The 19,143-nt window shown below is 64.6% G+C and carries 22 protein-coding genes and 1 pseudogene; 12 read left to right on the top strand and 11 right to left on the bottom strand.

What is annotated here, in order from left to right:
- The first annotated feature begins 3 nt into the window (after positions 1 to 3).
- The 7 genes and pseudogenes from ACWW36_RS02335 to ACWW36_RS02305 all read left to right on the top strand — a co-directional run.
- Positions 4 to 744, top strand: a complete 741-nt coding sequence (locus ACWW36_RS02335) for a ferredoxin reductase (RefSeq protein ID WP_456140006.1) — start codon at positions 4 to 6, stop codon at positions 742 to 744.
- Between the two features lie 14 nt (positions 745 to 758).
- On the top strand, positions 759 to 1,034 hold the full coding sequence (locus ACWW36_RS02330; RefSeq protein WP_456140005.1) for a DUF6510 family protein: 276 nt from the start codon (positions 759 to 761) through the stop codon (positions 1,032 to 1,034).
- A complete protein-coding gene (locus ACWW36_RS02325; protein ID WP_456140004.1) occupies positions 1,034 to 1,684 on the top strand; it encodes an RraA family protein in 651 nt (216 codons plus the stop codon). The genes ACWW36_RS02330 and ACWW36_RS02325 overlap by 1 nt, the downstream gene beginning before the upstream one ends.
- Before the next feature lie 133 nt (positions 1,685 to 1,817).
- The gene (locus tag ACWW36_RS02320) at positions 1,818 to 2,888 is read left to right on the top strand and encodes a sodium:calcium antiporter (RefSeq protein WP_456140003.1); all 1,071 of its coding nucleotides are present in this window, start codon (positions 1,818 to 1,820) and stop codon (positions 2,886 to 2,888) included.
- Between the two features lie 461 nt (positions 2,889 to 3,349).
- Positions 3,350 to 3,736 carry a hypothetical protein gene (locus tag ACWW36_RS02315; protein WP_456140002.1) on the top strand — a complete coding sequence of 129 codons (387 nt, stop codon included), beginning with the start codon at positions 3,350 to 3,352 and terminating at the stop codon, positions 3,734 to 3,736.
- 98 nt (positions 3,737 to 3,834) lie between these two features.
- On the top strand, positions 3,835 to 5,073 hold the full coding sequence (locus tag ACWW36_RS02310; RefSeq protein WP_456140001.1) for a thiolase family protein: 1,239 nt from the start codon (positions 3,835 to 3,837) through the stop codon (positions 5,071 to 5,073).
- 60 nt (positions 5,074 to 5,133) lie between these two features.
- Positions 5,134 to 6,084: pseudogene (locus ACWW36_RS02305) on the top strand (nitrilase-related carbon-nitrogen hydrolase); the annotation flags it as partial.
- Positions 6,085 to 6,430: 346 nt separating this feature from the next.
- Here ACWW36_RS02305 and usfY read toward each other — a convergent pair.
- From usfY to ACWW36_RS02285, 4 genes are all read right to left on the bottom strand, one after another.
- Positions 6,431 to 6,742, bottom strand: a complete 312-nt coding sequence (usfY, locus tag ACWW36_RS02300) for a protein UsfY (RefSeq protein WP_456140000.1) — start codon at positions 6,740 to 6,742, stop codon at positions 6,431 to 6,433.
- A 123-nt stretch (positions 6,743 to 6,865) separates the two neighbouring features.
- Positions 6,866 to 7,246, bottom strand: a complete 381-nt coding sequence (locus ACWW36_RS02295) for a hypothetical protein (protein WP_456139999.1) — start codon at positions 7,244 to 7,246, stop codon at positions 6,866 to 6,868.
- Positions 7,243 to 7,863: a sigma-70 family RNA polymerase sigma factor gene (locus ACWW36_RS02290; RefSeq protein ID WP_456139998.1), complete on the bottom strand. Its 621-nt coding sequence runs from the start codon at positions 7,861 to 7,863 to the stop codon at positions 7,243 to 7,245. Before ACWW36_RS02290 ends, ACWW36_RS02295 begins: the two co-directional genes overlap by 4 nt.
- A gap of 284 nt (positions 7,864 to 8,147) precedes the next feature.
- The gene (locus tag ACWW36_RS02285) at positions 8,148 to 9,503 is read right to left on the bottom strand and encodes a hypothetical protein (RefSeq protein ID WP_456139997.1); all 1,356 of its coding nucleotides are present in this window, start codon (positions 9,501 to 9,503) and stop codon (positions 8,148 to 8,150) included.
- A 243-nt stretch (positions 9,504 to 9,746) separates the two neighbouring features.
- Between ACWW36_RS02285 and ACWW36_RS02280 the strand changes: the two genes are divergently transcribed.
- The 3 genes from ACWW36_RS02280 to ACWW36_RS02270 are packed head-to-tail and all read left to right on the top strand — an operon-like array spanning position 9,747 to position 12,378.
- Complete coding sequence (locus tag ACWW36_RS02280) at positions 9,747 to 11,216, top strand: flavin-containing monooxygenase (RefSeq protein ID WP_456139996.1); 1,470 nt, start codon at positions 9,747 to 9,749, stop codon at positions 11,214 to 11,216.
- Positions 11,213 to 11,653, top strand: a complete 441-nt coding sequence (locus tag ACWW36_RS02275) for a VOC family protein (protein WP_456139995.1) — start codon at positions 11,213 to 11,215, stop codon at positions 11,651 to 11,653. The genes ACWW36_RS02280 and ACWW36_RS02275 overlap by 4 nt, the downstream gene beginning before the upstream one ends.
- The gene (locus ACWW36_RS02270; protein ID WP_456139994.1) at positions 11,650 to 12,378 is read left to right on the top strand and encodes an SDR family NAD(P)-dependent oxidoreductase; all 729 of its coding nucleotides are present in this window, start codon (positions 11,650 to 11,652) and stop codon (positions 12,376 to 12,378) included. The genes ACWW36_RS02275 and ACWW36_RS02270 overlap by 4 nt, the downstream gene beginning before the upstream one ends.
- Before the next feature lie 2 nt (positions 12,379 to 12,380).
- Here ACWW36_RS02270 and ACWW36_RS02265 read toward each other — a convergent pair whose 3' ends face one another.
- Complete coding sequence (locus tag ACWW36_RS02265) at positions 12,381 to 12,935, bottom strand: DUF6611 family protein (protein ID WP_456139993.1); 555 nt, start codon at positions 12,933 to 12,935, stop codon at positions 12,381 to 12,383.
- 97 nt (positions 12,936 to 13,032) lie between these two features.
- Here ACWW36_RS02265 and ACWW36_RS02260 point away from each other — a divergent pair, with 97 nt between their 5' ends.
- Both ACWW36_RS02260 and ACWW36_RS02255 read left to right on the top strand, forming a co-directional pair.
- Positions 13,033 to 14,061 carry an epoxyqueuosine reductase gene (locus ACWW36_RS02260; protein WP_456139992.1) on the top strand — a complete coding sequence of 343 codons (1,029 nt, stop codon included), beginning with the start codon at positions 13,033 to 13,035 and terminating at the stop codon, positions 14,059 to 14,061.
- Between the two features lie 55 nt (positions 14,062 to 14,116).
- The gene (locus tag ACWW36_RS02255) at positions 14,117 to 14,833 is read left to right on the top strand and encodes a cutinase family protein (RefSeq protein WP_456139991.1); all 717 of its coding nucleotides are present in this window, start codon (positions 14,117 to 14,119) and stop codon (positions 14,831 to 14,833) included.
- 3 nt (positions 14,834 to 14,836) lie between these two features.
- Here the strand turns inward: ACWW36_RS02255 and pth are convergent, their stop codons facing one another.
- The 6 genes from pth to ACWW36_RS02225 form a co-directional block, all read right to left on the bottom strand.
- A complete protein-coding gene (gene pth / locus ACWW36_RS02250; protein ID WP_456139990.1) occupies positions 14,837 to 15,415 on the bottom strand; it encodes an aminoacyl-tRNA hydrolase in 579 nt (192 codons plus the stop codon).
- 12 nt (positions 15,416 to 15,427) lie between these two features.
- The gene (locus tag ACWW36_RS02245) at positions 15,428 to 16,099 is read right to left on the bottom strand and encodes a 50S ribosomal protein L25/general stress protein Ctc (protein ID WP_456139989.1); all 672 of its coding nucleotides are present in this window, start codon (positions 16,097 to 16,099) and stop codon (positions 15,428 to 15,430) included.
- A gap of 163 nt (positions 16,100 to 16,262) precedes the next feature.
- The gene (locus ACWW36_RS02240) at positions 16,263 to 17,132 is read right to left on the bottom strand and encodes an oxidoreductase (protein WP_456139988.1); all 870 of its coding nucleotides are present in this window, start codon (positions 17,130 to 17,132) and stop codon (positions 16,263 to 16,265) included.
- 22 nt (positions 17,133 to 17,154) lie between these two features.
- Positions 17,155 to 17,814 (bottom strand): LpqN/LpqT family lipoprotein, encoded by a 660-nt coding sequence (locus tag ACWW36_RS02235; protein ID WP_456139987.1) that lies wholly within the window; start codon positions 17,812 to 17,814, stop codon positions 17,155 to 17,157.
- Positions 17,811 to 18,155: an arsenate reductase (glutaredoxin) gene (arsC, locus tag ACWW36_RS02230; protein ID WP_456139986.1), complete on the bottom strand. Its 345-nt coding sequence runs from the start codon at positions 18,153 to 18,155 to the stop codon at positions 17,811 to 17,813. The genes ACWW36_RS02235 and arsC overlap by 4 nt, the downstream gene beginning before the upstream one ends.
- On the bottom strand, positions 18,155 to 19,135 hold the full coding sequence (locus ACWW36_RS02225; protein WP_456139985.1) for a ribose-phosphate diphosphokinase: 981 nt from the start codon (positions 19,133 to 19,135) through the stop codon (positions 18,155 to 18,157). Before ACWW36_RS02225 ends, arsC begins: the two co-directional genes overlap by 1 nt.
- Positions 19,136 to 19,143 lie beyond the last annotated feature (8 nt).

The raw sequence follows: 19,143 nt of genomic DNA, 5'->3' as shown, positions 1-19,143 counted from the left end.
CTCGTGACCGGTGGGTTGACGCCGAAGTTGCAGTGGCGGGTTGCGCGTGTGGTGGACTCTGAACCCGAGACGGATTCTGCGCAAACCATCGGGCTTGCTGTGCCGGGTTGGGACGGCCACTTGGCCGGTCAACACATAGATCTCAGGCTGACCGCTGAGGACGGGTACAGCGCGCAACGCAGCTATTCACTGAGCAGACCGGTCGACGGTGAGCGCATCGAGCTCACCGTGCAGCAGATCGCCGACGGCGAGGTCTCGACCTATCTCACCGGAGTACGGCCCGGCGAGGAGATCGAGCTTCGCGGACCCATCGGCGGCTGGTTCGTCTGGCGGCCGGCCGAGCATGCCCGGATACTCTTGGTCGCTGGCGGATCGGGCATTGTGCCGTTGATGGCGATGCTCCGACAGCGGGTATTGATGGGCACTGCGGAGTTTCGTCTTGTCTACTCGGTGCGCAGTCCCGCCGATGTCTACTACGCCCAAGAATTGGGCCACCTCGACCGCGACTGTGAGTGGCTGCGGGTCGCTGTGATCTACACCCGTGCGGCCACGCCGCAGACCGCCCGGCCGCCCGGCCGGGTTGGCTCCGATGATCTCGCAACTTCCGGGTGGATGCCCGACGACGACTTGCGCGTCTACGTCTGCGGTCCAACGGGATTCGTGGAATCGGTGACCACGAAGCTGATCGGTCAGGGACATTCGCGATCGACCATCCGGACCGAGCGGTTCGGGCCGAGCGGCTAATCGAGGAAGAAGGAATGATGACAGAACCGACGCATGTCGACGGTAACGCCGCCGCGGGCGCCTTCGCGGACGCGCTCGGATTCGATGTCACCACCGCGACGTTGACCTGCGCGGGATGCGGTCGCGTCGCGGTCTTCGCCGAGACGCACGTTTATCAACGCGCGCCGGGCACCGTAGTGCGCTGCCAAAGCTGTGACCACGTACTGGCCCGCCTAGTGCAAACCCCAACAGACGTGTGGCTCGACCTGCGCGGCGCCCAGTCCTGGCGCATACCTTTCCCGGTCCGCTGATGGAGTCCCTCGACGCGCTCGCCAGTCTGGTGCGCACCGCCGACATCGTGGACGCAATGGGGCGACTGCACCGACATCGCTGTCATCTCCTCGACCTGGTGAGCCCGACACCCGGTCGCCGGCTCTTCGGCCCAGCCGTGACCATCTCCTACTTCCCGGCGTGCGGGGCCGCCCTTCCGCCCGAGCGCTACAACTTCAAGAGGTTGTTCTACCAGGCCATCGAAGGTGGCGCTGACGGGCACGTGCTGGTCTTGGCCAGCAACGGCTACATCGATTCGTCACTGGGCGGCGGAACAAAGCTGTCGCGTGTCCAAAACCATCGGCTCGCCGGCATTCTCGCAGACGGCCGACTGCGCGATTTCGCCGAGCTCGAGCACTACGACCTGGCCATCTATTGCCGTGGCGAAACAACTCGGTGGGGCGGTGACACCGTCACCCCCTTCGAGGCGAACCGTCCCGTGGTGATCGGTGGGGTGGCGATCTGTCCCGGCGACTATATCTTCGCCGACGCTTCCGGCGCCGCGGTGATACCAGCGGGCGACGTGCGCGCTGTGCTGCACACGGCCAACCAGGTCGTGGCGGCGGACGCGGAGTCCATCGTCGCAATCAGACGTGAAAGCCCAAACACACTGGGAGACAGTGAGAACTGACTCGTGCGCAGAAGAACAAAAGCGCCATCACGGCAGGGCCGATGTTGATCGGGCATGACTGCGTGTCGTTCGACGAGTCCAGCGATGGGGTCGATCTGCGTGAGCATCGGAACCGCGGTCGGAAAACTGCGTCGTGAGCGGATTACCGGTGTGGCTGCCCGTTGTGATGTTTGTTGGTGCGGGAGCGGCGATCTGGGTGGCGGGCATTCAGTTGTCGGACCAAACGGATGTGCTGACCATGCGGCTGGGCCTCGGCTCGGCGCTCGGCGGCCTGATTCTGTTGGCTATCGCCACCAACCTGCCCGAGATCGCCATCGTCGCCGCTGCCGCGGTGTCGGGCAATATCGGTGTGGCGGTGGGCAATATCCTCGGCGGCATCGCCATCCAGACGGTGGTGCTGGTGGCCCTCGACGCTTTCGGCGTGCGCGGATCCAGACCGCTGACCTATCGGGCGGCGTCGTTGGTGTTGGTGCTGGAGGCCGCGCTGGTCGTCGCAGTGCTGGCCATTGTGATCGGCGGCACCCAGCTGCCGGCAACGCTGATCACAGCGCGGCTGACGCCTGCCCCGGTGCTGATCCTGATGGTGTGGGTGCTGGGCCTGGTGTTGTTGCATCGAGCGGGACGGTCGTTGCCCTGGCAGGAGTCAGGCCAGCCCCCCGATGGCCAGCAGCAGCCCCGCGGACACCGCACCGCGATCGCCGAGCAGCTGGCCACTGCCGAGGGGACCAGAACTGCAAGGGCGGCAGTGACGTTCGGCTTCGCCGCCGCGATCACGTTGATCGCCGGAGTTGTGCTGGAGCGCAGCGGTGAGGCTATCGCCGGCCACATCGGTTTGTCCGGTGTGCTTTTCGGTGCGACCGTGTTGGCCGCGGCCACGTCGCTGCCGGAATTGTCCACCGGCCTGAGGTCGGTGCGTCATTGCGACTACCAGCTCGCCGTATCCGACATCTTCGGTGGGAACGCCTTCCTGCCGGTGCTTTTTGTGCCCGCAACGCTGCTGTCGGGGCACGCCGTGTTGCCTTCGGCCCAGCGCACCGACATCTATCTCACGGCACTGGGGATCGTGTTGACACTGATCTATGCGGCGGGTCTGCTGTTTCGGCCCCGCCGCCGCATCGCCCGGCTGGGGGTCGATTCGCTGGCCGTCGTCATCCTTTACGGCCTGGGCATGCTCGGATTATTCACCGTCTCGAACATGCGGTGACCGTGACAAGACCACCAGCCTTCGCGCCAGCAGTAGGCGTGGCTCTTCCTCACCGCAGCAGCGGATCGCTTGACCAGCCTGAAAGCGTCATGGCTGTCAACCGGTCCGCGGGGGATCTGTTCCGCGTCGGCCTCTCACCCGGGTGAAATCCGCAGCCGGGTGAAGACAATTCACCTCATGCACGCAGATAGTGATCGAATGTTCGGCACGGCCAAGCGGCGCAATGCGATACGAACGGAGACGGCATGTCACACGATCAGAATCGAAGCGCGCCGGGCCCACAAGCCGCTGACCGTCCCAGGCCTGCCCCAGCCGAATATCGTCGTTCCCGATCTAGAAGCACTCAGGTGCGGGCTGCTTGCATCCGAAGCCATGCCATGAGCTCCAAACCACAACCATTGAACTTTGTGGCTCGCACCGCCGCCGCCAGCGCCGCAATGGCAGCTTCACAGCGCGTTGAAATGGCACTGACCCATCGACCCGGAAGCGAACTACCCGTACAGGTCGTCGAGGCACTCATTGGCCGCGGAGTGCCGACCGGCGCGCGGGCCGTCGCCGGACAATTCGCACAAGCGACTCTGGCGGCCATCGCACTCGGCTTTGCCGAAGTGGCACACCGCATTCAGATTGTTCCTGCGATCGCACTCAACATATTGCTGCTAGTCTCGGCGAATGCCGTGGTGGCGCAGGCTCTCGGACTGGGCGACATGCCATGGAAATGGTCGAGTCGAGACATCGCCACCGACCTCACCCACAAAACCACCCTGGCCATCGCCGCAACAACTCTGGGCCGCTGCCGAAAGAACAGGTCGCTAACCCGGACGGCGTCGAAATCGGTCGCATGGTGACCGGCATCGCGCCACAGTACCGCACCGTCCGCCCGCGACGAGTGTGAGACACCGGCGGCGCCGACCGCCCCAGAACGATTGCACGACAGGAGAACACGGTGACCGAGGCCTATCTGCTTGGCGGTGTGCGCACCCCTTTCGCCCGCTACGGCGGATCCCTATCGCACCTGCGACTTGATGACCTGCTCGGGTTGGCCTTGGCCGGGGCCTGCGAACGCGTCGGTGTTGATCGCGACCAGATCGAAGACATCATTGCCGGATGTGTGAACCCGGCGCATGAAGGCATGGGAGATCTCGCCCGCTGGGCGGCGCTGGCCGCCGGCTTCCCCGACCGGGCAGCGGGAGCCACCATCAATAGATTCTGCGGATCGTCGCTGAGCGCCACGGCCATGATCGCGCATGCAATCAAAGCCGGCGACCTCGGTGTCGGGATCGCCTGCGGGGCCGAGTCGATGTCGCGCTCGGGGTTCGCATACATGAAAGGCGAGGCCCCGTTCAGCCCGCGCGGGCCCCAACTGTTGCTCGACACCATGTGGTCCGGCGCCGGCGGCCCACCCAACCCCGTCTTGCTGAGTCGCAACGCCTACATCGGCATGATCGAAACGGCGCAGAACGTCGCCGATCGCTACGAACTCAGTCGCGAAGAGATCGACGCATTCGCGCTGCGCTCCCAACAGCACGCCCGCGCTGCCCGCGACTCGGGCAGGCTCACCAAAGAGATCATGCCCGTCACGATCCCCGCGACCCGAAAGACTCCGCACCGCACCGTAAGTCATGACGAATTCATCCGCGACGACACCAGCCTGGAACTGCTGGCTGCCCTACCCGCCCAGCCCGGGACGACCCAGATGACCGCCGGCAACTCCACACCGCTGTCCGACGGGGCCGCCGCGCTGATCCTGGCCTCCGCCGCACGGGCCGACGACCTCGGCGTCATCCCGTTAGCCCGGGTGGTGTCCTCAGCCGTCTACGGCAACGATCCACTGCTGATGGGCATCGCTCCGGCCTGGGCCCTACCGCTGGCGCTCCGACGCGCGGGCTTGACCCCCGAACAGATCGACGTATGGGAAATCCACGAGGCCTTCAGCGCGCAAGCCCTGGGTGTACTACGAGAGCTGCCCAATCAACTCGACGGATTCCAAGTTCCCGATGACAAACTCACCCCTAACGGGGGTGCAGTGGCCATCGGGCATCCGTTCGGCGCCACCGGCGCGCGTTACGCCCTGACCCTAGGAACCGAACTACGCGAACGACATCTTCGCTATGGCGCGATCGGCGTGTGCATCGGCTCAGGCCAAGGCGTGGCAATGATTTTGGAGAACCCGCAAGCGGCCTGACCGCGACTTCCCGCCCGCACCTCACATGCACTGACACACCGGAACCTGGAACACTCAGTGATGGACGCCTACAACTCCCACACGCGACCGCGGACCATCCGCGTCGCGGCTTGCACCTTGCGAACCACGTTGGGCGATCCGGCGGCCAACGCAGATGCTGTGCTCGACATCGCGCGCGAATGCCACGACGAACGCGCCGCAGTGGCGGTTTTCCCCGAACTAGCACTGACCGGTTACTCGATCGATGACATCCTGATGCAAGACGCACTCCTGGACGCCGTCGAAGACGAACTACAACGCATAACACAAGCTTCCGTGGAGTTGATGCCGGTTCTGGTGATCGGCGCCCCGCTGCGCCATCTGCACCGCATCTACAACACCGCCGTCGTGATCCACCGCGGCCGCGTACTGGGCGTCGCCCCGAAGTCCCATCTACCGACCTACCGCGAGTTCTACGAACTTCGTCAGATGGCCGCAGGTGACGACATCTGCGATGAAATCCGGTGGGGCCGCACGACAGCCCGCGCGCACGCGCCGTTCGGTCCCGATCTACTGTTCACCGCCTCCGACCTGGCAGGCTTCACGCTGCACGTTGAAATCTGCGAAGACATGTGGATCCCCATCCCGCCCAGCGCGCACGCAGCCCTGGCCGGCGCCACCGTCCTCACCAACCTGTCGGGAAGCCCCGTCACTATCGGTCGAGCCGAAGACCGATGCCTGCTGGCTCAGTCAGCGTCGCTTCGCTGTACCGCCGCGTACATCTACGCGGCGGCGGGGGAGGGCGAATCCACAACCGACCTCGCCTGGGATGGGCAGACCATGATCTGGGAAAACGGCGTGTGTCTAGCCCAACAACGCTTTTCAACCCAACCGCAATACTGTATTGCCGACGTCGACCTCGAACTTTTGTGCTCAACGAGGCGACAGGCCGGCATGTTCGATGCGAATCGCAAACACCATCACCTCAGCCGAACCGGTTTCCGCGAAATCGAATTTCGCCTAGAATCACCGATGAGCGTCCGCTATTAGGCACCGACAAGTAGCACATATCGCGAAGGAGGCAACCGTACAAAGGGGGCCTGTACTGCTGGGCGAAAACAGCTGGCGACAAACAATTTTCCGCCGGGGCAGCGGCGTCGGTTCATTCTACGTGGCCGAGACCGCACGCCGACACAAATTCTTCGGCCCATCTCTGGACCGCCCGCACCCGAGTGGTGCTCCAAAACGGTTGGCATCACGCGCACCCGCAGGAACTATCGGCACAAATCGGCAATTTCCTTGCAACGCAATCAACTACATCGACGTTACGGCTGGGAGACCTGAACATCACTGTCGACAGGATGCTCGGCTGCCGTGATTAGCGAGTGCTCGAGCGCGTCCGACTACCTGGGTGCGCGGCGTCCCACTGCGCCTCGATGCGGGTCACGCGGCGATTCTCAACGACGAACCACAGCGTTCCGGCGACCGTGCCGAGAACGGCGATGAGCACCGTGGTGGACAGCCATTCGTAATTTCGATAGGCAGCAGCTGCCGCCGTGCAGATCAACGCGAACGTCGCTACGGCCAGAAGGATCAACCCTGGCCAGAAGAAGTTGTCCTTCCACACGATGCCAGCGCGCGGTTGAGTGGTCCGAGAGTGATCCGTCGGATCGTCATGCGTGTCTCCCATCACCGCTCCCTCCGTCGTCGGCCGAAATTGCAAAATTCCAGTCACTGCGCGAACCCGGGCGAAATGCAAAATCTCGACGCGGAACACCGCCATCCACCCATGTGCGGCGAGGCGTATATGTGGTCACGTCGAGCCGGCACTGTCGCGGATGAACAGCTCGGGCAACGTAATCGCCCCAATCGTCGTCACGAGCCACACCACAACCGTCGTCGCCACCCAGGATTCCACGCCTTCAATAATGAGTCCGTGCGTCGAAATCGACGCAAGGATCAAGGCGACGATCGTCAATGCCAGGCCGGTCCCCCCAAGAAGCAGCGACGCATACCGATGGGGCAACTTCAAGATCGACAACGACAGGATCGCCTGCGTTACTGCGAACACCGCTACGGCGACGATGAACCCCGGTACCGACGACGAAACTCCGGGAACGATCCACGCCGCAATCAGTAGTCCGATCGCCCACGATGCCAGAAGCAAAACTGCCCGCACCAGGATTTGCCTCATGGCAAGGAACCAAGGTCGCTGAGTTTTGGCTGGGCGAAGAACAATGATGTCGACGTCCAAATCCACCGCCCGCGGTGCAGACGCGACATGACGGTGCGTGCGCAGCACGTCATGATCTCGGCGATCTCTCGGCTCCAGAGTCCTGCGATATCGCGACGGTAAACAGCCAGCCGAAAACGCGCTGGCAATGTCACCAACGCCTCGGCGAGTCGGACGTCGCGCAATGCATCCAGTGCATCGACTTCGGCCGATCGCGGCCCTTGCGAAGAGTGCCGATCCTGGCCTAGTCGCCTGTCGGTGATTTGGTCGGTGAGGTACTCGCTTGGGCGGTGTTGCGCGCGGCGCAGACCGTTGATGTAGGTGCTGGTCATGATGCGAAACAGCCACGCCAGAAGGTTGGTTCCGTCGGAGAAGGTGTTGAAGCCGGCGTAGGCCCTCAGCATCGTTTCCTGCATGAGATCTTCGGCGTCCACGACATTGCGGGTCAGTCGGCGGGCGCGGTCGTTGAGTTGATTCAGATGCGGGAGCGCGTCGTTGACGAACCGCGCGGTCAGCTCCGGCGCGCGTGAAGCCAGAGGTGAGCCGCTGTCTGCTAGGTGGTCAACCGTTGTTGCCATGGGCACATCCTGGCTAGGGTCAGGGTGAGTTGTCATCGTCCGCGTCGCCGATTCACCCGGGTGATTCTGTCGCAACGGCTTTCGGGTCCGACCGTACCGAATTCCAGCTTCCCGCTCGGCGGCCTGCGGCGGGTGTGCCGCACACGGCGGACTCGGCGGGCGCGTTTCAGAGCAGTTGCACGTGAAGCGCTTCACGTAGTCGTCAGTCCGCGCGGCGTCGAATGGCCTCTGACGCCAGCGCTGTTCGCTCTCGATCAGGCCGCGAGGTCGCGGCGCCGTGATGGCTAGCCTGGTGCACGGTGGAGGTCGGCGTCCGACGGTGCATATTCCGCGGAATCCTCGAGGGAGCTGGCCGGATTGGCGGTTTCGATCTTGTGGCCAATGTCGACCAGCCCGAGAGGGTCATCGATGGTTTCGCGGGTTCCAAAGTACGCAAACAACGTCGGCAGCTCGATGGCATGTTGTGGGTTGTCGACGACGACGACGGTTCTCAGCACGGGGTGATCGGACACCAAGTCTTGGATGACGCCTCTGGAAGCGAACTGGCTTTCCGCGCACATGGCTGGCCCCAGCCTTATCCAGTCATGAAGTTGCCCCGCCGCCTTCTTGTAACCCCGGGGATCCTTCGAGAAGGAGATCTGGGGGGAGTTGCAGGTGTGGGTATCCTCCAACATTCGCTGAGTCACGACACTGCCGTCGGCCGTCAGGCGGACTAGCCGCACTGTTCGGGAGTCGACGTCAATCACCCGCTTGTATACGGCGGTGTCGCCAGGACCCAAAAACGCGCCGCTGTCCGGAGCGGCGAGGATCTCCGCATAGAGCAGCCGAGCATCTGCCGTCGGTGTCGGCGTTTCGCGGTAGGAGCCGCTGGACCTGATGCCCTCAAGCACGGTGTCTGGCGTGGCGGGTTGGCTCGGCGTCCCGAAAGGGTAGGACGTGACTCGCATCAGCGCAGTCGGGAGATCGGCCTGGACAGAACCCCGATTGTGCATCGTCACCTTGGCCAATAGGTGGATGACTGGCCCCGTTGCGCCCATTGGCGACAACTCCGCGCTGAAATCGACCAGCGGACGAGACGCCTGCGGCAGGTACTCGGTCTCCAGCCAGAACTGAACGAGACCGATCAACGGGAACAGCGCGACGACGACTGTAGCGCCCCTAGTTACCGCGCCGCGTGCAAATCGCGCGAGGTAGAGCACCCACAACAGCGCGATGCAGCCCAGGGTCAACGCGATCCCGGTGATTCCGAGCAATTGACTCACGGGGGAACGTTGGTCGACCAGCCACACGTAGGCCGCAAGACCGACAATGAAGATCTGGCTCACCATAGAGGTCAGTACGGCGTTTCCCGAACCCGTGAGAATCTGACCGAATGCCAGCGCGCAGGTGATACCGATCCCCAGTAACAGGGCCGACCCGATCAGGTCCCACGCGGACCTGGTCAGCGTCGTGTTCCAGACGGCCAGTCCGATAACCACGGCGGCATCCAGGCCGACCCAGCACGCGAACAGGATTCGTAGCGATCCCGTCAGGCCGCCGCCGGCGGCGCCGGTATCGGAGGGTTTGCCGACCGTCGACGCATTGTTGTCGGTGCCGGGCTGATCGGCTCTAGCGAAGAGCGTCCTGAGGTTGACGTTCACCCAAGCCCCCCTTTGCAGTAGATACGCCTGGCGGCACTCTATGGCTGGGTGGCAATACACCGCTTGCGTAATGCAGTACCTGTTTCAGCGCCTGCTGCAGTAACGAAGTCAACGTGCGACGGCGTGGGCACAAGACGTCCCGGCCCGTCCGATTCGCGGCTTCCCGTCGGCACATCGGACCGGCGGTAACTCACCGCCAATCACCCCGGGCCCGCCACCGTTACGCATTACGCTATATATGTAATGATTGCAAAGATGGCGGGTGCAAAACCGAAGGTCGCGGTCATCGGTGCGGGCCCTGGCGGCATCGCGATGGGAATCCAGCTCGCCAAGGGTGGATACGACTTCACGATCTTCGACCGTGGAGAAGGGTTCGGCGGTACCTGGCGCAACAACACCTATCCCGGCGCCGCATGCGACGTGCCATCGCATTTTTACTCGTACTCGTTCGCGCTGAATCCGCGGTGGAGCAAGACGTTCGCCAACCAGCCGGAGATCCTCACCTATCTGGAGACGGTCGCCGCGGACAATCGGCTCGGCGATCACCTCGTCGCACACACCCGCGTCACCGCCCTTCGGTGGTCGGACACGAACATGCGGTGGACGCTGCAGACCGAGGACGGCGGTACGCGAGAGTTCGACGTCGTCGTCACCGCGGTCGGCATGCTGGACGTCCCGAACATCCCCGACATTCCCGGTGCCGACCGATTCCGCGGTCGCAGGTTCCACTCGTCGAAATGGGACCATTCGAAATCGACGGCAGGCGAACGTGTTGCGTCCATCGGAACAGGCGCCAGCGCCATCCAGTATGTCCCCGAGATCGCCCCGCACACTGAGCATTTGACGGTGTTTCAGCGGACGCCGATCTGGGTGTCACCGCGCTACGACGAACCGTTTACCGCCGATCAGCAGGATCTGTTCGAGAGCAATCCGGAAGAGGCACTGAAGGTTCGCGACGCCGCCTTCGAGGCATACGAGTCAGCCAACTTCGCGGTCGACTCCACGATGACCAAAGAGCTGACGGAGATGGCCTACGCCTATCTTCAGCGCAAGGTGCCGGATCCGGTTCTGCGTGCCAAGCTGACTCCCTCCTATCCCGTCGGCTGCAAGCGCCCGCTGCAATCGCGCGCCTGGTTCCCGACGTTCGCGCTTCCCAACGTGCGCCTGGAGACGTCTCCCATCGTGGAGTTCACCGAACGAGGCCTCCGTACGGCGGACGGGGCCGAACACGGGGTCGACACCGTCATCTACGGCACCGGCTTCCGCGCGGCCGATTACCTGTGCAGCCTCGATGTGCACGGCACCGACGGACGCCGGCTGCGCGACGACTGGCGCGACGGTGCCGAGGCCTACCTCGGGACGGTTGTCCCCGGCTACCCGAATCTCTTCACCCTCTACGGACCCAACACCAACGGCGTCACCTCGATCATCTACATCCTCGAGGCCCAGGCCGAGTTCGTGCGCCGCACCCTCGACGACATGGTCCGTCGACGGGTGCACGCGATCGACATCAGGCGCGACATCCACAACGCGTACAACGACGAGATACAACGCGCCATGCAGAACACCGTCTGGCTTGCCAACTGCAACAACTACTACCGCCATCCGAACGGCAAAGTGGTGACGCAATTCCCCTACAGCGGAACAAAGTTCGTGGCGATGCTCGCGGAGGTAGGACTAGAAGCGTTCGAACGGATGGCGGTACCCGCGTGAGCGGCATCCATCACACGGCGATCGTCACCGCCGACGTCGAGCGGTCCATCCGGTTCTGGTGTGACGGCCTCGGATTCGCCGAGCTGTTCGACCACACCTTCACCGGCGATTGGCCCACCCTGTTCGGGGCGACGACCGATCGGCTGCGGTCGATCTTTCTCGGCGACCCGAACACACCCGACAGCGGCATCGTCGAACTGGTGCAGTTCGATGACGCCAAACCCGGTGCGTCAACGCCGTCGGCGCCGGCCTTCGGCTTCTTCCTGTTGTCGCTGCAGCGGAATGTCGATGCGACACTGGCCGGGCTGGCCGAGCTTGGTTTCGACGACGGTGTACGCCGCATCGAGATGCCTGCACCGGGCGGCAAGACCGTTGCCATGGCGGTGATCACCGCGCCCGACGGTGTACTCGTCGAACTGATCGGTCCGCCCGAGTGATCGCGATCGTCACCGGAGGAGGGTCCGGGATCGGCAGCGCGGTCACCGACCGGCTGCGCAAAGCGGGTGCCGACGTCGTGGTGTGGGACCTGCAGGGCGGCGATATCGATTGCGACATCAGCGATTCCGCTTCGATAACCGCCGCGATCGACGAGACAGTCGCCGACCATGGTGTGCCGGACCGACTAGTTGCCTGCGCCGGCATCGGGGCATCAGGGCTGCTGCTCGAGCAGTCGCCCGCCGACTGGCAGCGGGTCATGGACACCAACCTGACGGGCACCTGGCTGACGATGCGGGCGACCGCACGGGCGATGGTCGACGCGGGCTCGGGTGGGTCGATCGTCGCCGTGTCGAGCATCAGCGGAACGCTCGCAGACCGTGACATGGGGGCCTACTGCGTGTCCAAGGCCGGCATCGACATGCTGGTCCGCGTCGCGGCCGCCGAATGGGGTGCGCATGGCATCCGCGTCAACGCCCTCGGCCCCGGCGTCACCCGGACGCCGATGCTCGGTGAGCCCGAGCAACTGCGCGGCTGGGTCGAAGGCCTGACGGAGCGCACCGCCCTTGGGCGGCTCGGCCAGCCCGACGACGTGGCCGAATCAATCGTTGCGCTGCTCGAAATGTCTTGGGTCACAGGGCAAATAGTGTTCGCCGACGGCGGCCTGGCATTGCACAGCCCGATCGACGCTTACGGACAGCTGCAGCGCCTGCGCAAAGGGCATTGACTCTAGGCACCCCTGCCGGACGGATGCATGCCGGGCGCATCGCTGGGTGACATTTCGTCGTACACCTGCCACCAGACCATCTCATGATGGATCGCCGAGATGTGGCCGGCCGCAAGCCGGTCGTCGGCTTCCATCAGTGTGGCCGCCAACGTCTCCAGTCTGTCGCGGGCGGCCCCTGCGACCGGATCGGGGAAACCCACCATCACCATCGCGGCCATGGTGCGAACACGCGTACGGGGTGTGCCTGCCATCGCAAAGGCCACCAATCCAGAGCCGAGGAAAGCGGCCGTCGACATGGCGAACGCAGCCCATGGCGCGATCGTGTGGCTGAGGACGATTTCGCTGACGATCCACACCAACGCCCCCCACTGCGGCCAGCCACGTGCGACCCGCACCCTTCGGCGTTCGGATTCGCTGATGCCGGGTGGATAGACCACCAGCCGGTAGCGGGTGACCCCGAAGCGATCCGGCCGGATGTCGATCGATCCCCATGGACGGTCACCGTCGATCAGCCGCTGCCAGCTGTGGCGCAGCGGGCCGGGTGTGCCCTCGTCCATAGCTCCGGTGTACCCGCATTCAGGCGCCGAGCGGGGGATTCAGACGCAATCTTTACGGGGGCGCCCGCATGGCTGAGTAGTGTGTACCATACCCAGCATGGACAAAATCCCGGTGCGGCTCGCCGACCATCCGACTGTGCAGGCCGTGCGGTCACGAAAGACACTCCGGCCGGGCGCCATCGACGCCGAATGGTTGCGTCAGGTGTGCCTTGACGCCGGTGCTGACGACGTCGCGTTCGCCAGCGTGGACAACCCGGATCTGGCCTCCGAACGTGAACACGTCGAGGCGGCGCTACCGGGAACGCAGAGCTACATCTCGCTGGTGGTCAAGATGAACCGCGATAACGTCCGGTCGACCGCGCGCAGCGTGGCCAACCAGGAATTCCACCGCAGCGGCGAGATGATGAACGAGGCCGCGCACCGGATCACCCGCGCGCTGCAGGACGCCGGGTACCGTGCGATCAACCCGTCGATGTCCTTCCCGATGGAAATGGATCGGTTTCCCGGACGGATCTGGGTGGTGGCGCACAAACCGGTCGCGGTGGCAGCCGGGCTCGGTGCGATGGGGATCCATCGCAATGTGATCCATCCGAAGTTCGGAAACTTTATTCTGCTGGGCACGATTCTGGTGGCCGCTCCGATCACCAGTTACGGTGAGCCGCTGGACTATTCGCCGTGTCTGGAATGCAAGCTGTGCGTGGCGGCCTGCCCGGTCGGTGCGATCAAGAAGGACGGCGAGTTCGACTTCATCGCCTGTTCGGTGCACAACTACCGCGAGTTCATGGGTGGGTTCACCGATTGGGCGCAGACCATCGCCGACAGCGCCGACGCCGACGACTTCCGCTCACGTGTCAGCGATTCGGAGAACGCGTCGATGTGGCAAAGCCTGTCGTTCAAGGCCAATTACAAGGCGGCCTATTGCCTGGCGGTCTGCCCGGCGGGCGAGGAGGTTATCGAGCCTTACCTCGACGACCGCAAGGGGTTCATGGACCTCGTGCTCAAGCCGCTGCAAGAGAAGAAGGAAACGCTCTACGTGTTGCCCAACTCGGCGGCGAAGGCGCACGCCGAACGTCGCTACCCACACAAGCAAGTAAAGGTCGTCGACAGCGGCATCAAGGGACGTTGAAGCCGCTAGCAGCGCTGGCGGAATACTTTTACGGGCTACGTGGTTTGCCCATAGCATGAAGATGCGTCGGCTGTTGATCATCGTTGCGGCAGCATTGGTTTCGGGTGTGACGCTGGCCGCACCGGCTGTACTTCCTTCCGGCGCGACGAGCATCGCCTCTGCGCAAGCGACGGCCTGCCCGGCAGTGCAGGTCGTGTTCGCACGCGGCACCGGCGAGCCGGACGGCATCGGACGTGTCGGTGACGGGTTCGTCGACGCGCTTCGGCCCCAGGTCAAGGGCAAGTCCGTCGCCGTCTACGCCGTCAACTACCCCGCAACGCGCGACTTCCTGCGTGCGGCCGAAGGCGCCAACGACGCGAGTCTGTTCGTCCAGAACATCGCCACCACGTGCCCGGACACCAAGATCGTCCTCGGCGGGTACTCCCAAGGCGCGGCCGTCATCGACGCCATCACGGTGGCCGATCAACCGACCCTCGGGTTCACCCAGCCCATGCCTGCCAACATCGCAGACCACGTCGCTGCGGTAGCTGTCTTCGGCAACCCGTCCATCCGGCTGCTCGGCGGTCCGTTGACCGCGCTGAGCCCGCTGTACGGCTCCAAGACGATCGACCTGTGCAACGGGGCGGATCCGGTGTGCTCGAACGGTGACGACGTACCGGCCCACAGCCTCTACGTCGAATCTGGATTGGCAACGCAGGCAGCGCAATTCGTCGCCGGGCGCCTCACCACCCAGGCGCCGGTCAGCACGCTGGCCGGCCACGCCGAACGGTAGCCGCTAGCCCCAGGCGTGCACGATGTTCTGAGCAGGCTCCAAACCATCCTTGACGAGCAGCTCGGTGGCATCGGCGGCCTGCTCGCAGATGGTGGGGACGTCACGCCACTCGGCGTTGGTGAAGTTTCCCAACACGAACGCCGCGCCTTCCATGCGGCCGGGAGGCCGGCCGATGCCGATGCGCACTCGCTGAAAGTCGTTGGTGCCCAACGACGACGCCACTGACCGGAGTCCGTTGTGCCCCGCGACGCCGCCGCCGACCTTGAGCCGGATGCGGCCGAACTCGATGTCGAGCTCGTCGTGGATCACCACGATGTCGGCGGGCGGCACGGAGTAGAACTTGGCCAGCGGACCGATCTGCCGACCGGACTCGTTCATGTAGCACCGCGGCTTGGCGAGCACGACCGACCGTCCGCCGAGCCGGCCCGTGGCCACTTCGGCCCCAGACTTCTTGTGCACCTTGAACCCCGAGCCGATGCGGTCCGAAAGGATGTCGGCGACAAGGAAACCGAGGTTGTGTCGCGTCGTTGCGTACTGGGGACCAGGGTTTCCCAGGCCGACCACCAGAAGTGGCTCGGCCATATCGGAGCCTGCCTACTCGGACTCTTCGGCGGGCGCCTCTTCGGCCGCCTCGCCCTCCGCGGCTTCGGCTTCCTCGCCGGCAGCTTCCTCGGCTGCCTCGCCGGCACCCTCGCCTTCCATCTCCTCAGCGGTAGGCGCCGCGACGACGTTGACGACGAGCGTGTCGGGATCCGACACGAGCGTCACACCCGACGGCAGCGTGATCGAGCTCGCGGTGAACTGCGTGCCGATCTCGGCGCCCTCGATCGAAACGGTGAGCTGCTCGGGGATCGACTGCACATCCGACTCGATCGTGATGGTGTTGGCGTCCTGGGTGACCAGGGTGCCGTAGGCGGCGTCACCCTCGACGACGACGTTGACCTCGACGGTGACCTTCTCGCCGCGACGCACGACGAGCAGGTCGGCGTGCTGGATGTTGCGGCGGATCGGGTGGATTTCGAGGGCCTTGGTCAGCGCGAGCTGTTCCTTGCCGTCGATGTCGAGGGTCAGCACGGCGTTGGTGCCGGAGTGACGCAGCACGGCCGCGAAGTCGTGCCCGTCGAGTTCGAGGTGCTGCGGATCGGTGCCGTGGCCGTAGAGGACGGCAGGAACCTTGCCGTTGCGGCGGGCGCGGCGCGACGCGCCCTTGCCGGTCTCGCTGCGCACGGCAGCGGTCAGCTTGTTCGCGGTGGAAGTCTTAGCCATGGGTGTTGCTCCTGTGCCGGTCGTTGTTTCGGGCACGGCCAGGGTCGCAAACCATCAGATGCGGGATCCCGTCGATAACGGTGGCTGTGACCACCCTCGCCGTGACGCACCCGGAGCCGCTCGGCGGCGACATCGGGCGCAGCAAGGGTATCCGATGAATTGCCTACAGCGGAAATTTGGTGTCTGTGAGCTGCTCAGATAGGTCCCACAGCGCCGTCGCCTTCTTCCCGTTGTGGGCCAGCGGGCTGCGAGGGGAGCGCCCCGTGGCGCCCCGCATCCCGAACCGCGGTCCGATGAAACTGTCGCCAGGCAGATTCTGCGACGCCGCGTACAGAGTCTGGCGTGCGCCGAAGTCGGCGTCGGTGGCCACGAGGCGGTTTCCGGTGTCCCAGAACCAGCTGCCCACCCGGTTGCCGGTGTGCCCCTGCAGGTTGGTCGCGGAGTACCCGGGGTGCGCCGCGTGCGACTTCAATGCCGACCCCGCGGCGTCGAGGCGCCGCTGCAGCTCACTGCTGAACATGAGGTTCGCCAGCTTCGACTGCCCGTACGCCAGCCACGCCGAATACGGCCGCGACTTCCAGTTCAGGTCCTTGAGGCTGATGTAGCCGAGCAGGTGCATCTGCGACGACACCGTCACCACCCGCTCGGTGAGCTTCGGCAGAAGCAGGTTGGTCAGCGCGAAGTGGCCGAGGTGGTTGGTGCCGATCTGGCTCTCGAACCCGTCGACCGTCAGCTCGTACGGCACGGCCATGATGCCGGCGTTGTTGATCAACACGTCGACGCCGTCGACGCCTGCCGCGAATTCACGCACCGACGACAGGTCCTGTAGGTCGAGCTTGCGGACCTCGACGTCTCCGGTCATGCCCGACGCGGCTTCGTCGCCCTTGGCGGTGTTGCGGACCGCAAGGATGGTCTTGGCTCCGACGCGGGCGAGTTCACGCGCGGTCACCAAGCCGAGCCCGCTATTGGCGCCCGTGACGATGACGGTGCGCCCGGCGAACGATGGCAGATCGGCAGCGGTCCACTGACTCATGGCGCTTACCCTAGTGCGCCGGTTACTTCGGCGGTGCGGGCGGAACCTTGACGTCGAATCCCCCGATGACCGCTTCGATGTCGGGCGCCTCCTCGGCGGCTTTGTCGGCGTAGCCCGTCACGGTGAACTGCACCAGGTACCGCTGATTCGCCGGCGGGGCGCCGGTCGCGATGACGATGCGGTTGTAGCTGTGCATCCGGCGGCCGTTGAGGTCGTAGCTGCCCTCGATCATCGACGACGGGAACCCGTGCCAATTGTCGGTCGAGGCGTTCAGGCGCGTGAAGTTCTGCGATAGTTCGGCGTCGGCATAGCCGTGCTTGATGGCCTCGTTCACGTCGAAGTTGCCGTTGAGTTTGAACACCATCAGCATCGCGGTGGGATAGGTGTCGCCCTTGGCGACCACCCGCGTGCCCGGCGCGAGATTCGGGTTGCTGTATCCCTGCCAGCCCTTCGGTTGCGGCATCGTCACCATCAGGTCGGTGAGCTTGTCGGGCGCGACGGGTTCGCCCGTGACGCCCGCACTTTCGAGGTACTGCGAGATCGGCACGGGTGCCTCGGTGCTCGTCGGCGTTGTGGTGGTTGCCGATGTCGACCAAACCGACTGATAGTCAGGGCTTTTCGCGCCGCAGCCCGTGGCGACGAGAAGCACCAGCGCGGCCACCACGCCTCGGCGCAACTTCACAAAATCTCGCGGACGTTGTCGATCGGCCTGGCCAGCCGAGTGCCCTTGGGTGTGACGACGAACGGTCGCTCGATCAGAATCGGATTCGCGGCCATCGCGTCGAGCAGTTCGTCGTCGCTGGCATCGGCGAGGTTCAGTTCGGCGTACAGCGGCTCACGCTTGCGCACCGCGGTGCGAACGTCGATACCCGCATCCTTGATCATCTTGACCAGCTCGGCACGCGATGGTGGCGTTTTCAGGTACTGGATGACAGTCGGCTCAACGCCGTTGTCGCGCAACAAGTCCAGTGTCTTGCGCGAAGTCGAACAGCGGGGGTTGTGATAGATGAAGCTGTCAGCCACTACGCCGACCCGTCGAAAAGGCCTGTCACCGAGCCATTTTCGAACACCGCGCGAATGGTGCTAGCCAGCAGCGGTGCGATCGACAGCACGGTCAACTGCGGGAACTGCTTGTCCTCACCGATCGGCAAGGTGTTCGTGACGATCACCTCGCGGGCGCCGCACTCGGCCAGCCGCTGCGGCGCCGGATCCGACAGCACACCGTGCGTCGCGGCGATGATGACGTCGCCCGCACCGTCGTTCTTCAGTAACTTGACCGCGCCTGCGATCGTGCCGCCGGTGTCGATCATGTCGTCGGTGAGGATGCACGTCTTGCCCTTGACGTCGCCGACGACACGGTTGGACTTCACCTGGTTGGGCACCAGCGGGTCGCGGGTCTTGTGGATGAAGGCCAGCGGTACTCCGCCCAGCGCGTCGGCCCACTTCTCGGCGACGCGGACGCGGCCGGAGTCGGGGGAGACGACGACCATGTCGTGGTCGGCGTAATTCTCGGCGATGTGGCCGCACAGCAAGTTCTGCGCGCGCATGTGATCGACCGGTCCGTCGAAGAAGCCCTGGATCTGGTCGGTGTGCAGGTCCACCGTCACGATGCGGTCGACGCCGGCGGTCTTGAGCAGGTCGGCGACCAGTCGCGCCGAGATCGGCTCGCGGCCGCGGTGCTTCTTGTCCTGCCGGGCGTACGGATAGAACGGCAGGATCGCGGTGATCCGCTTGGCGCTGCCGCGCTTGAGCGCATCGATCATGATCAGCTGTTCCATCAGCCATTGATTGAGCGGCCAGGGATGGCTCTGCAACACGAACGCGTCGCAGCCACGCACGGATTCGTCGAAGCGAACGAAGATCTCGCCGTTGGCAAAGTCGCGGGCGGTCTGCGCGGTGACCGGGACGTCGAGCTCCTTGGCCACCTGCTCGGCCAGCTCAGGGTGCGCGCGACCCGAGAAGAGCATCAAATTCTTGCGGTTGTCGGTCCACTCGGTGCCCACGGTGCCCT

This window comes from Mycobacterium sp. MMS18-G62 (assembly GCF_053877835.1).
The sequence above is the reverse complement of the archived record's forward strand: the minus strand, read 5'-3'. Positions and strand labels throughout refer to the sequence as shown.